This window comes from Komagataeibacter rhaeticus (genome assembly GCF_003207855.1).
Lineage (GTDB): Bacteria > Pseudomonadota > Alphaproteobacteria > Acetobacterales > Acetobacteraceae > Komagataeibacter > Komagataeibacter rhaeticus.
Genome location: NZ_NKTZ01000003.1, coordinates 89077 through 102344 on the forward strand (window position 1 = coordinate 89077; position 13268 = coordinate 102344).

The following is a 13268-nucleotide window of genomic DNA, read 5'->3' on the forward strand; positions in this document are numbered from 1 at the left end:
GGCGTCAGGCCGGTCCGGCGCGACGCTCCGTCAGGCGGGAAGCGGTTCGCCAACCGATGCCGTATCGGGCAGCAGGTCAAACAGCAGGAAGGAACGGTCCACCATGGAATAGGTGGCGCCGGGCCTGAAATGCCGGGTGCCGGCCGGGATGCTCGTATCCTCCTCCATGCTGGTATCGACCAGCAGCCGCCAGTGCTGGTCGGATACCGAAGGCAGGGTCAGGGCAACCGTCTCGGGCCGCGCATTGAACACCATAAGCAGCGTGGCATCCGCCCCCCGGCGGCGGATGCCGGTGGGCTGCGCACGCCCGTCCAGCACCAGCCCCACGCATTGCGCGCCTTCCCAGTCCGGTGGGGTCATTTCCGCGCCATCGGGGCGGGTCCAGGTCAGTTCCTTTATATCCAGTTCCGCATTATACGCTTCGGTCAGGAAGCGCGCGCGCCGCAGGATCGGCAGGCGCCGGCGCAGTTCGGTCAGGCGCGTGACAAACCGGACGAGGGCCTGCCCGCGCGCGCCGAAATCCCAGTTGACCCACGAGATTTCGTTATCCTGGCAGTAGGCGTTGTTGTTACCGCCCTGCGTGCGGCCGAACTCGTCACCCGCCAGCAGCATGGGCGTGCCCTGCGCCACAAGCAGGGTGGCCAGCATGTTGCGCATCTGCCGCCCGCGCAGCGCCGTGCGCGCGGGGTCGTCGTCCGGTCCCTCCACGCCATAATTGCAGCTGTTGTTCAGTTCGGCGCCATCACGCCCTTCCTCACCATTGGCGTCGTTGTGCTTGGTCCCGTAGGTGACGCAGTCATTGAGGGTGAAACCGTCATGCGCGGTCAGGAAATTGACACACGCCCACGGCTTGCGCCCCTGGTGGTCGAACTGGTCGGGGCTGGCCAGCAGCCGGGGGGCCAGGGCATCGGCCCCTTCGTGCCCGCGCCAGTAATTGCGCACCACATCACGGAAGCGGTCATTCCATTCCGCCCAGCCGGGCGGGAAGCCGCCAACCTGATACCCCCCCGGCCCACAGTCCCACGGTTCGGCAATCAGCTTCACGGTTTCCAGCGTCGGGTCCTGCGAACAGGCCTTGAGGAAGCCGGACTGGTTGTCAAACCCGTTGGGTTCACGCGCAAGAATGGTGCCAAGGTCGAAGCGGAACCCGTCGACATGCATCTCATCCGCCCAGTAGCGCAGGCTGTCGGTCACCATCTGTATGACACGCGGGTGGGACAGGTTGACCGTGTTGCCGGTGCCCGTATCATTCACGTAATAGCGCGGCTGGTCCTTTATCAGGCGGTAATAGGAAACGTTGTCTATGCCCCGGAACGACAGCGTCGGCCCGCATTCATTGCCTTCGGCCGTATGGTTGTAGACAACATCCAGAATCACCTCCAGCCCCGCCGCATGGATGGCGGAGACCATCTCCTTGAACTCCCGCAGGGATTCCGCGCGGTCGGCCGCATAGCGCGGGTCGGGTGCGAAAAAGCCGATGGTATTGTAGCCCCAGTAGTTGCGCAGCCCCTTTTCCAGCAGGTGCTGGTCATCGACAAAGCTGTGCACGGGCAGCAGTTCAAGCGACGTGACGCCAAGGGCGTGGATGTAATCCAGGACCCCCCGCGTGGACAGCCCGGCATAGGTACCGCGCACGCCCTCCGGCACGCGGGGGTGCAGCCGGGTCAGACCCTTGACATGGGCTTCGTACAGCACCGTCTGGTCCCATGGCACCGGACTGCGGCCCGACTGGCCATGCCAGTCAAAACCGGGATCGATCACCACGTATTTGGGCATGAAACGCGCGCTGTCACGGGTGTCAAAGCTCAGATCCGCATCCCTGTGCCCGATCGTGTAGCCAAACAGCGCGGGGTTCCAGTGCAGGTCCCCCAGATGGGCGCGGGCATAGGGGTCCAGCAGCAGCTTGTTGGGATTGAAGCGGTGACCGGCATCGGGTTCATACGGCCCGTGCACACGGTAGCCGTAAAACTGGCCGGGGCCGATATCGGGCACCCAGCCATGAAAGATCTGGTCGGTATATTCCGGCAGGGTGATGCGCTCGATTTCCGTCATGCCGTCACGGTCGAACAGGCAGACTTCCACCTTGTGCGCATGGGCTGAAAAAAGGGAGAAATTGACCCCTTCCCCATCCCATGTCGCCCCGCGCGGATAGGGATGTCCTTCTCGAAGGCGGTCTTTGAGCATACGGGCCAAGGCATCATATCCCTTGTGTGATGGGTGCAGCCTTCATCCAACGCAACCGCATGGAGCGGGTTTGATGGTACGCCTGCCGCACCCAGGTTACGGTTCCCGGCCCCATGCAACCCATGCCCCGGCCGCCCGTTGCACGCGAACCCGGTAATGGAGAAAGACCATGCTCAGGATTGAGGGAAAAGATGCGCCCGGCGCCGCCATTCCCCCCACAACACCCGGCCCCGGCGCGCCCATGTACCAACCGCCCCCCTACGATCCCGATGCGGACGATCCCGATGCGGATGACCCGCTGGACCTGCCACCCGAACCCGTTCCGGGTCCGGACGAACCGCTGGAACCCGATGAGGAAGACGAAGGCCCGGTGGCCGACTGACCGCGCCATGACGGATGATCCGTCTGAACCGGCCCGTTTCGTGCACGCAGGACCCTGTAACGGACAGTCCGCGGATGGCCCGTCATGAACCCGGCCCGGTGCCGTTCCCGGCCCCTTTTGGCAGGCGCCGCGTGCCGGAAGCGGATTGCCTACCCCGCCGCCACGATCCGGCCCGCCTTCACCGCCTTGCGAAAGGTGATCCAGTCGGCCTTTGTCTGATCGGCATACAGCACGGAGAAACTGCCTATGGCATCGGAAAAGCCGTTTCCCTTTCCCACATAACCGCTGATCAGCGCACTGTCTCCCGAACGGGCATGCGCGCGGGCCAGGGTGCGGCCATACAGATGCGCGTAATCAGGCAGTCCTTCCGCCGTGATGTCGGAGCCTATGGCGGCCAGACGTGCATCCTTCAGGCGGCGCACGTAAAACTGACGGCCCGCACCGGACAGGTCCGCCATGTCCCGCGCCATGTCGGGCGAACCGGCGCTATGGGTCCAGCCCAGGAATATGTCGCTCTGCGCCTGCATGATGCGTTGCCCCGTCACCACGCGCTGCCCCTGGTTGTGGAAGGGCGACGGCCCGGCAAATGGTGCAAGGACGGACTGCTGCGCTTCCTTGATCTGCAGGAGCAGCATGTCCCCATCCGCCGTGGCAAACAGGCCGATGGCGCAGAACGTGCCAACACTCCCGATGCCCACCACCTTGAATATGACATCACGCAGGGCATAGCGATCCAGCAGCACGGCCAGTTCAGCGGGCTGCGTGGCGAGGTAGCGGGCAAATGCCTTCCTGATCACCCCGTCATGCGCGGGCAGGCGCATGACCAGCGGCCGGTGCTCACGCAGCGCGGGCCTGCCTGATCCCGTATCGACAAGGCCGTAATGGCGCCGGGCGCTTTCCATGCGCTGCGCCAGCAGGGTACGGGCCAGGGTGCGGGCACGCCTGTCCGCAAACCCCGCAATGGCGGCGGAAAGGTCGATCGGGTCCGCCCATACCGCCAGAGGCGACAGACGTGAAAGGCGCTTCATCTCCACGGCGTAGGCCCGCGCCATGGAAACCGCAAGTGCCCGGCTTCGCCCGTCGGACAGGCCATACTGCCGCCCGGCCAGGACCAGCGAGGTACCAAGGCGTTTTATATCCCACTCAAACGGGGCGGACAGTGTCTCGTCAAAGTCGTTGATATCGAAAACCGGCGTCCCCTCGGGCGAGGCATAGCTGCCGAAATTGGCCAGATGGCAGTCGCCACAACTCTGAACGCGCGGGCCGGCGGCCGGTGTATGGGCCAGGTCCGCCGCCATGACCGCCGCCGCCCCGCGCAGGAACGCAAAGGGAGAGGCCAGCATGCGTGCGTAGCGGACCGGCAGCAGGTCCTGTATGCGCTGCTGGCCCTGCGCAACAAGCACGCCCACGGGGTCCGCCCGCCCGGGCGGCGCCTGCCATGCACCATGGCACGCGCGCGCCGTGTGCCCGCGCAGGGCCATGCCCTGCGCGTGACGCGCCCTGCGGCCCTGGCCCGCTGCCTGCGGCCTAAGGAACGGAAGCGGGTTGGTCTGTGCGGGTTCCATGCGCCATGATAGCATTTTTGACATAATATGTCACCGCCATCCCCCATCCGGCTTCGACAGCCCTCTGGCATGCCCCCAGGCCGGGTGGGCCAGATTGCCACATCGTGAAGCAACGGCCATGCCCCCGACGCGCTATGGCCGGATACGCCGCCATGCCAAGGACCGCTTCCATGCCCCATACCAGCGCCGATGTGGAAAAGACCGCCCGCGAACTTTTTGAAGAAGAACTGGGCCGCCCATGGCGGATCGGTTCCCCGGTGCGGGGTCCGTCATCTGATTCCCCGCTGCCGGCCGCCACGGAAGCCGAACAGGAAGCCTACCGCCAGAAAGCCCGGGAAAAACTGTCGGGACAGGCCGGACCATAACGCCGCCGCATCACATCGGGGCCTGCAGGCCCCAGCGGGTAATGACGGCATGACGACCGCCATCGGGGCCGCCATCGTGCATGGCGGCCCATAACCGCATGGTTACCCTATCCCCGTCCGTTCATGTATCCGCCACGGATGCCCTGCCCGGTGGGCTGCGCAGCCGTCACAGCCAGGCATCATGGGGCCGCCTGTTGCGGATACAGGCTTGCCATGCACTGAATCCATGTTGCCGCCCGGTGATGGATTTCTGTACCATGCCGCCCCATACCGTGTTTTCCAGTCCATGAAGCACGACCAGCAGCGCAGGAGCCGGGCCATGACGCCATCAACCCACACAGGACGGCCTGCCCCCCAACCCCGCAATGCGGAGGCCACACGCCAGCGCATACTGAATGCTGCCCGGACGGAGTTTGCCGCCAACGGGCTGGACGGCGCGCGGGTGGATACCATCGCGCTGGCCGCGCGCGCCAACAAGCGCATGATCTACCATTACTTTGAAAACAAGGAGAACCTGTTCAGGGTCGTGCTGGAGCGGGCCTATCTGGATATCCGTACAAAGGCGGCGCGGCTGGATCTGGAGGCACGGCCACCACTGGATGCAATCAGGGAACTGGTGCGCTTTACCTGGAATTATTACATCAGCAACCCGGAGTTCATCACCCTCGTCAACACGGAAAACCTGTGCAATGCCCGGCATATCCGCACATCCCGCCTGCTCCGGCCCATAAGCCACCGCTTCATGCGCCGCGTCCAGGCCCTGCTGGACCGCGGCGCGCATGACGGCATGCTGCGCCCCGGGCTTGATGCGGTCCAGCTTGTCATGACCATTACCGCGATCTGTCATTATTATTTTACCAGCCGCCATACGGCGTCGGTCCTGTTCAGCCGCGACTTCTCCGCACCCGAAGCCCTGCGCGAACGGCTTGACTTCAATATGGAAACCATCATGTGCCTGGTCCGCCGCGACCGGGCGGGCACCGCCGGCGATGGTCCGGCCCTGTCGGGCGGCTAGCTGCCGCAGTCAAGATTCCGGCGGATATCCTGCACGAAGCGTGAATACCGGACGCCCGTAAAAAACAGGTTCATGAGCAGCCGCGCGGGCCACCGGCAGGGGCGGCGGACCTGGATCAGCAGGACATAGCGGTCCTGGCCGGTATTGTTCCAGACTTCATGGTTGTAGGTGTCATCAAACAGCAGGGAATGGCCATCGGTCCACGGGCAGACATGCATGTGCGTGCCTTCCTCGATCTGGATCCAGCAGTTCTTCCGGTCATCGGGAACACGCAGGGCCAGATGGTAGGTCAGCATGCCCTTGGTCATGCCGCGATGGCGCGGAATGTGGCATCCGGCCTCCAGCACCGAGAAACTGGCGGTGCACAGATCGGGGATACGGTCGATCAGCGCGGCCGTAAGTGGCACGCGGGCGCGGTTTTCCTGCCGTTTGTAGCCGTAGCCTTCCAGAAAGAAGGAACGCCAACGCCTGTCGGCCGCAATCCGCCCGTGATCGGGCGATATATCCCCCAGTGACGGAATGTCGTTCACGCCCACCCGCAGGGCTTCATCGCGGATTTCCCCCCAGTGCCGCTCCAGCATGCCGACCCAGGGCATGATGGCGGGATCGAATACGGCCTGATCGGGCAGAAGGGACTGGCGCATGATGAAGGCGTCCACCCTGTCGCGCAGCCCCTTTGTAAGGTGGTAAATGGTCTTTTTTTTCGCCATCTCATATTCCCTGATCTCGCAGCATCCCTAGAATATGTTACACATGGAAACAATAAGCCCGGCGGGCAATATTGGAAATTTCTTCCCTGCCAAGCCCGGAAGTAAAACCAGACATGCATGGAAAGCAACGCGACAGAAGCGCAGGCGCTGCGTGATTCTATTCACGTATTTTCGAGATATCTATTACACGGCACTGCATGACGCAGGGCCGGGGCGGCTGGACGGGCGCGTGGTTACATGCCCCGGGTCACACGGCCCGGGGTTCCGCCAGCAGGGCCGCGCGCATCATGGCCGCGTCACGCGCTGGGGGAATGCCGAAAAAGCGGCGGTAATCACGGCTGAACTGCGAAGGACTGTCATACCCCACGGCAAAACCCGCCCCGGCGGCGTCCTCGCCCCCGCTCATCATGCGCTTGCGGGCTTCGTGCAGGCGGATACGGGTTCGGTACTGGAGCGGACTCATCATCGTGACCGCACGGAAATGACGGTAGAAAGACGGTGTGCTCATGCCCGCCCGCCGCGCAAGGCTGTCCACATCAAAGGGCTGCGCGTAATGCTGGCGGATCCATGCCATGACCCGGCTGACCTGTGACAGATGGCTGCCGGACAGCGCGATCTGCCGCAGTTGTCCCCCCTGCTCGCCCTGCAGCAGGCGATAGAGGATCTCGCGCTTGACCAGCGGTGCCAGAACGGGAATGTCCTCCGGCCGGTCCAGCAGGTTGACCAGCCGCGACATGGGGCACAGCAGGTCATCCGTCAGCGCGCTGACCGCAAGCCCCGGCGGTGTGCGGGCATCGGCCACGACCGGCGGCGCGCCCAGCAGCAGGGCCGCGATCTCGGCGGGGTCCAGGTCAAGGCTGAGCGACAGGTAGGGCCTGTCCGTGCTGGCCTGCGTCACACAGCTGGTCACGGGCAGGTCAACGGTGGCGATCAGGTATTTGCGGGTGTTGTAGGTAAAGACCCGTTCGCCCAGCGTGACCTGCTTGCTGCCCTGCACGATCATGCACAGACGGGGCTGGTACAGGCATTCCATCGGCAGGGTCTGCCCCACGGAATGGAACAGGACCAGGCCCGGTACCGGCGTGTAAGTCTGTACGTCCAGCGCATGGCGCAGCATGGTCTGGCGCAGGTTGGTGATTGGCAGGGACATCATGCATTCTCCATCATCATGCTGGCAGGTCCGGCGCGCGCCGGACAGGGGCATGCGGTCACTATGATAGGATCGTGCAAGGATCAGATTGTATCCCTGTATGCAAGCCCCGCCCGGCGCGGCATGATGCGCCGGTCCTGACTGGCCCGTCCGCGCACGGGCCAGGCACGCATGAAACGCGAGGAATGCCGATGAGATACAATCCGTTGGGCCAGACCGGCCTGCTGGTATCCGAACTGTGCCTTGGCACGATGACCTTTGGCGGCGGTGACGGCATGTGGAAGGAAATCGGCAACCTGCGGCAGGAGCAGGCGGACGTGCTTGTCCGCACGGCACTTGATGCGGGGGTCAACTTCATCGATACGGCCAATGTCTATGCAGATGGCCTGTCGGAACAGATGACCGGCCAGGCACTGCGCAACCTTGGCATCGCGCGCGATGATGTGGTGATCGCGACCAAGGTGCTTGGCCCCATGGGCAAGGGCCCCAATGCGTGCGGGGCCTCGCGCGCCCATATCCTGGCACAGGCACGCGCCAGCCTGAAGCGCCTGCAGCTTGACCATATCGACCTGTACCAGATCCATGGCGTGGACCCCCTCACCCCGATCGAGGAAACCATGGAAGCGCTGGATACGCTCGTGCGCTGTGGTGATGTGCGCTATGTTGGCGTCTCAAACTGGGCGGCATGGCAGATTGCCAAGGCGCTGGGCATAGCCGAGCGTAAAAACCTGGCCCCGCTGCGCTCGCTGCAGGCGTACTACACCCTTGCCGGGCGCGACCTGGAGCGTGAACTGGCCCCCATGCTGCTGTCGGAACAGGTCGGGCTTATGGTCTGGAGCCCGCTGGCCGGTGGCCTGCTGTCGGGCAAGTACCACCGTGACGGCACATCCATTTCGGGTGACGGGCGGCGGGCCGATTTCGATTTCCCGCCCGTCAACCGCGACCGGGCGTTTGACGTGATCGATGCCATGCGGCCCATTGCCACGGCGCATGGGTGCAGCGTGGCGCAGATCGCACTGGCATGGCTTTTGCACCAGAAGGTGGTCACAAGCGTGATTGTCGGCGCCCGCCGGCCCGAACAGCTGGTTGATAACCTGGGCGCGCGCACGATCACGTTATCAGCAGCCGAACTGGACCGGCTTGACCGGGTCAGCGCCCTGCCCCCCGAATACCCGGGCTGGATGATTGAACGCCAGGGCGCCTACCGCCTGGGCGCCATGGCGGGCGAAAAACCTCAATCCGCCTGAACCGCAACCAATAAGGATCCGAAGAATGTTCTCATGTGTTGGCTATGCCGCGACCGCGGCGGATGCATCGCTCCGGCCTTTCGCCTTTGACCGGCGCGATACCGGTCCGGATGACGTGCGCATCGACATCCTGTACTGCGGCGTCTGCCATTCCGACCTGCATCAGGCCCGCAATGAATGGCACAATACGATCTACCCCTGCGTTCCGGGCCATGAAATCGTGGGCCGGGTGGCAGAAACGGGGACATCCGTCACCCGGTTCAAGGTGGGTGACATGGTGGGCGTAGGCTGCATGGTTGATTCATGCCGCGAATGCGCCAGCTGCCGCGACGGGCTGGAGCAGTATTGCGAAGTCGGTTTTGTCGGCACCTATAATGGTGAGGACCGGCAGGGCCGCGGCATCACCTTTGGCGGGTATTCGCGCGCCGTGGTGGTTGACCAGTCCTTCGTGCTGCGCGTGCCCGACACGCTGGACCCGGCGGCGGCCAGCCCGCTGCTGTGCGCGGGCATTACCACATGGTCGCCGCTGCGCCACTGGAAGGTCGGCCCCGGCCAGCGCGTCGGCATCGTGGGCCTTGGCGGGCTGGGCCATATGGGGGTGAAGTTCGCGCGTGCGCTGGGTGCTGAAGTCGTGCTGTTCACCACATCGCCCGGCAAGGTGGCCGATGGCCTGCGGCTGGGCGCGCATGAGGTCGTGCTGTCAAAGGACGCCGATGCCATGGCCAAGGAACGGGGGCGCTTTGACTTCATTCTCGATGCCGTGGCGGCGGACCACGACATCAACGCCTATCTGGAACTGCTCAAGCGCGATGGCACGATGGTACAGGTCGGCGCGCCGGAGCAGCCGCTGCCGGTTTCCGTGTTCAGCCTGCTCATGAAGCGCCGCCGCTTTGCCGGGTCGCTGATCGGTGGCATCCCCGAAACCCAGGAAATGCTGGATTTCTGTGGCAAGCACAACATCACGGCCGATATCGAGATGATCCGCATGGACGAGATCGAAACCGCCTATACGCGCATGCTGCGTTCGGATGTGAAATACCGCTTCGTGATCGACATGGCCACCATGCCCCAAACCGCATGAGGCCGCAGGCAGGAAAATAAAACGCCAGACACCTGTTCCCGCCGCCTGTCCCGCACGTTCAGGCCATGGCAGGCGGAAACAGGCGGGAGACGTGCCATGAAGATCGGGTTTGTGGGGCTGGGTGCCATGGGGCACCCCATGGCACGGCGCCTGCTGGAAGCCGGGCATGCGCTGTGCGTCTACAACCGCACGGCCGGCAGGGCGGATGACCTGCTGGCCATGGGCGCAGTGCTGGCCCCCACCCCGGCGGCGGCGGCACGGGATGCCGCAATCGTTTTTTCCATGCTGTCCGATGATGCCGCGACGCAGGCCCTGACCTTTGGCCCCGATGGCATTGCCAGCACGCTGGGGGCCGATGGCATGCATGCCTGCTGCGCCACCGTGTCGCTGGAACAGGCCCGCAGGCTGCGCGACGGCCATGCGGCCCGTGGCCAGTCCTATGTCAGCGCCAATGTCCTGGGGCGCCCACCGGCTGCGGCCAGCGGGGCGCTATCCGTCATAATGGGCGGGGAAGCGGGGCTTGTCGACCGGCTGGAGCCGGTGGTGACCGCCTTTGCCTGCCGGATGTTCCGCGTGGGGCACGATCCGGTGCAGGCCAATCTGGTCAAGCTCTCGCTCAATTTCATGATCATGTCCACGATCGAGCAGATGGCCGAGGTCTTTGCCCTGAACGAAAAGGCGGGCAATGACCCCCATGCCCTGTTCGATATCATGACCGGCAGCTTCTTCAATGCACCGGTGCACCGCAATTATGGCCAGCTGATGGTTGACGGGGCCTATGACCCGCCGGGCGCCCCCGTAACCCTTGGGCTGAAGGATACCGAGATGTTCCTGGCGGCGGGGCATGACTACCATGTTCCCCTGCCCTATGCCGGTATTGCGCGGGACCGTTTCCTGTCAGCCATGGCGGCGGGAGATGGCGAACGCGACTTTGTCATTCTGCAGGAATGCGTGCGGCGCGATGCCGGACTGGGTCCGCGCCGCGACCAGACGGACGGCGGGGACGGATAGATACGGGGGGCGTGCGCGCCACACGGCATGCGGCCTTCTGCTCCTGCATGTCGAAATACTGCTTCAGCGCCACATATTGCAGAAAATGAACCAGGTTCGCCATCCATCCCTCCCTCAATCATGAATTACCAGCAAAGCAATAACCAGCAAAACAATAAACGGCATGAGCGGGTATCCGGTTTCATTTTTTCCTGACATTACCCCATTCCTGCCATTCCGGTTCATATGGCGACTTCCCCCTCCCCGACCAGTTCATGCGCATGACATGGCCTTCGTGGTGCCATATTTCCCACCGCCAATATGGCCCCGGTTCCAGCCCGGTTGCATAAAGACCCGGACATGCGCATACGCTATATGTTCCCAACCCCGATACCCATGCCACTCCGATGACAGGTGCGAGAAAGACCCGATGAAAATAGCCCAGTGGATGCAGCAGTCCGGCGTTGCGTTTGGAACCAGTGGCGCACGCGGCCTTGTTACCGCCATGACGGATGCCGTCTGTTTTGCCTATACGGTGGGATACCTGAAGCATCTGGCCCGGCTGGGTGAGTTTTCGCCCGGCACCGACGTGGCCATGGCGGGCGACCTGCGTCCCAGCACGCCGCATGTCCTGCGCGCCTGTGCCGCGGCCATTACCCATATGGGCGGCCACCCGGTCTTTTGCGGTTTTGTGCCCACGCCCGCGCTGTGCCTGTATGCTTTCGGACGGGGCATCCCCTCGCTCATGGTAACGGGCAGCCATATCCCAGCCGACCGCAACGGCATCAAGTTCAATCGCGCGCATGGGGAATTCCTCAAGCCCGATGAATCCGCCATGCGCGAGGAGGATGTCGACCTGCCCGAAGGCATGTTTGATGCCAGCGGCGCGCTGGTTACCCCCCCGGCCCTGCCCGCCGTGACCGATGTCGTGCCCGGCTTCGTTGCCCGGTACCGTGATTTTTTCGGCCCCCATGCCCTGTCCGGCCTGAAACTGGGCATCTACCAGCATTCCGCCGTGGGGCGCGACGTGCTGGTGCGCATTGTCGCGGCACTGGGCGCGCAGGCCGTGCCACTTGGCCGGATGGAGACTTTCATCCCCGTCGATACCGAAGCCGTCCGCCCCGAGGACGCGGCACTGGCCCGTGAATGGGCGGCGGATGGCGGACTGGATGCGATCCTGACGACCGATGGCGATTCGGACCGCCCGCTTCTGGCCGACCGCGCGGGCGACTGGCTGCGTGGTGATGTGCTGGGCATCCTGGCCGCCCGCTTTCTGGGGGCCGCCGCCGTAACCACGCCGGTCAGCAGCAATACGGCGCTGGAACTGGCGGGCTTTGCCAGGGACGTGCGCCGCACCCGCATCGGCTCCCCCTTCGTGGTCGCCGCCATGACCGAGGCGGCGCAGGCAGGCAGCCTGCCCTCGGTCGGGTACGAAGCGAATGGCGGCTTCCTGCTGGCCAGTGACGTCACACTGGATGGCCGCACCCTGTCCGCCCTGCCCACCCGTGATTCCGTTCTGCCCATGCTCTGCGCACTGGTGGCCGCGCGCAAGGCGGGCATGGACCTGGCGGAGCTGGTGCGCACCCTGCCGCCGCGCTTTACGCTAAGCGACCGGCTGGTAGAAATGCCAACCGCGCGGAGCAGGGCAAGGATTGCCCGCATGAGCGAAAACCCGGCACAGGGTGCGGCGGAACTGGGGCTGACACGGGCCTGCGGCGCGCTTGCCGGCGTGGACGAGACCGATGGCCTGCGCATGACGTTCGACGGGGGGGAGGTCATCCACCTGCGCCCCTCGGGCAATGCGCCGGAACTGCGCGTCTATGTCGAGGCGGACAGCCCCGAACGGGCCGATGCGTTGCTCAGGGCCGGGATCAGCGCGGTCGGCGCCTGGCGCGGGCAGGCATAGGCCCCAGCGGGGGCGTGCTGGAAGCGGCATGGGCAATTTTCCGCCTTTTGGCCGTTTTCTCCGGCCGCCGGTTGTGGAATGCTCAGGCCATGGAAACCAGACTTCTGATCAGCGGCTGCCTGTTCGGCCAGAAGGTGCGTTATGATGGCACCGCAAAGACCCTGATGCACGACAGCCTGCAACGCTGGCAGGCGCAGGGCCGCGTGGTACCGTTCTGCCCCGAGACGGCCAGCGGCCTGCCCACCCCCCGCGCGCCTGCGGAAATCATGGACGGCGCGGATGGCGCGGACGTACTGGACGGGCATGCCCGTGTGCGTCAGGCCGATGGGCAGGACCTGTCGGCCCCGTTCCTGACGGGCGCGCGCATGGCGCTGGACATGGCCCGCCTGCATGGCTGCACGCTGGCCCTGCTGATGGATGGCAGCCCGTCCTGTGGCAGCGGCTTCATCTATGATGGCGGCTTTACCGGCACCCGCCACGCAGGTACCGGCGTTACCGCCGCCCTGCTGCGCCGCAATGGCATTACGGTCTACGCGCCCGACCGGTTTGCCCAGCTGGAAGCCGCCATGGGCTGAAGGCCCGCCACCCCGTTCATGTCGGGCGGGGCTGTTGCCGCGTGCCTTTTCCCGCCGGGACCCCTGCCCCGGTTTTTCATACAAAACAGCACGGGCAT

At 64.6% G+C, this 13268-nt stretch carries 12 protein-coding genes; 8 read left to right on the forward strand and 4 right to left on the reverse strand.

Going from position 1 to position 13268, the window contains the following annotated elements; translation table 11 throughout:
* Positions 1-30 precede the first annotated feature (30 nt).
* A complete protein-coding gene (glgX, locus tag CFR78_RS04645; RefSeq protein ID WP_034927772.1) occupies positions 31-2184 on the reverse strand; it encodes a glycogen debranching protein GlgX in 2154 nt (717 codons plus the stop codon).
* Positions 2185-2353: 169 nt separating this feature from the next.
* Here glgX and CFR78_RS16210 point away from each other — a divergent pair, with 169 nt between their 5' ends.
* On the forward strand, positions 2354-2566 hold the full coding sequence (locus CFR78_RS16210) for a hypothetical protein (protein WP_034927775.1): 213 nt from the start codon (positions 2354-2356) through the stop codon (positions 2564-2566).
* Positions 2567-2715: 149 nt separating this feature from the next.
* Here CFR78_RS16210 and CFR78_RS04655 read toward each other — a convergent pair whose 3' ends face one another.
* Complete coding sequence (locus CFR78_RS04655; RefSeq protein WP_034927904.1) at positions 2716-4131, reverse strand: DUF2252 domain-containing protein; 1416 nt, start codon at positions 4129-4131, stop codon at positions 2716-2718.
* Between the two features lie 170 nt (positions 4132-4301).
* Here CFR78_RS04655 and CFR78_RS04660 point away from each other — a divergent pair, with 170 nt between their 5' ends.
* Together CFR78_RS04660 and CFR78_RS04665 are read left to right on the forward strand one after the other, a co-directional pair.
* A complete protein-coding gene (locus CFR78_RS04660) occupies positions 4302-4496 on the forward strand; it encodes a hypothetical protein (protein ID WP_034927778.1) in 195 nt (64 codons plus the stop codon).
* Between the two features lie 319 nt (positions 4497-4815).
* A complete protein-coding gene (locus CFR78_RS04665; protein ID WP_051671997.1) occupies positions 4816-5511 on the forward strand; it encodes a TetR/AcrR family transcriptional regulator in 696 nt (231 codons plus the stop codon).
* Here CFR78_RS04665 and CFR78_RS04670 read toward each other — a convergent pair.
* Together CFR78_RS04670 and CFR78_RS04675 are read right to left on the reverse strand one after the other, a co-directional pair.
* The gene (locus CFR78_RS04670) at positions 5508-6221 is read right to left on the reverse strand and encodes an aspartyl/asparaginyl beta-hydroxylase domain-containing protein (RefSeq protein WP_007398299.1); all 714 of its coding nucleotides are present in this window, start codon (positions 6219-6221) and stop codon (positions 5508-5510) included. The two genes, CFR78_RS04665 and CFR78_RS04670, sit on opposite strands and share 4 nt — an antisense overlap.
* A 247-nt stretch (positions 6222-6468) precedes the next feature.
* Positions 6469-7374, reverse strand: coding sequence for an AraC family transcriptional regulator (locus tag CFR78_RS04675; protein ID WP_240471322.1), 906 nt, complete (start codon positions 7372-7374; stop codon positions 6469-6471).
* A 188-nt stretch (positions 7375-7562) separates the two neighbouring features.
* On the opposite strand from CFR78_RS04675, the gene CFR78_RS04680 reads away from it, so the two are divergent.
* The 5 genes from CFR78_RS04680 to CFR78_RS04700 all read left to right on the forward strand — a co-directional run bounded on the left by CFR78_RS04680 (position 7563) and on the right by CFR78_RS04700 (position 13170).
* The gene (locus CFR78_RS04680; RefSeq protein WP_034927781.1) at positions 7563-8618 is read left to right on the forward strand and encodes an aldo/keto reductase; all 1056 of its coding nucleotides are present in this window, start codon (positions 7563-7565) and stop codon (positions 8616-8618) included.
* Between the two features lie 25 nt (positions 8619-8643).
* Positions 8644-9699: an NAD(P)-dependent alcohol dehydrogenase gene (locus CFR78_RS04685; RefSeq protein ID WP_034927784.1), complete on the forward strand. Its 1056-nt coding sequence runs from the start codon at positions 8644-8646 to the stop codon at positions 9697-9699.
* Positions 9700-9795: 96 nt separating this feature from the next.
* Positions 9796-10710, forward strand: coding sequence for an NAD(P)-dependent oxidoreductase (locus CFR78_RS04690; RefSeq protein ID WP_034927787.1), 915 nt, complete (start codon positions 9796-9798; stop codon positions 10708-10710).
* Positions 10711-11137: 427 nt separating this feature from the next.
* The gene (locus tag CFR78_RS04695) at positions 11138-12595 is read left to right on the forward strand and encodes a phosphomannomutase (protein ID WP_181417497.1); all 1458 of its coding nucleotides are present in this window, start codon (positions 11138-11140) and stop codon (positions 12593-12595) included.
* Between the two features lie 89 nt (positions 12596-12684).
* On the forward strand, positions 12685-13170 hold the full coding sequence (locus CFR78_RS04700; protein WP_034927792.1) for a DUF523 domain-containing protein: 486 nt from the start codon (positions 12685-12687) through the stop codon (positions 13168-13170).
* Positions 13171-13268 lie beyond the last annotated feature (98 nt).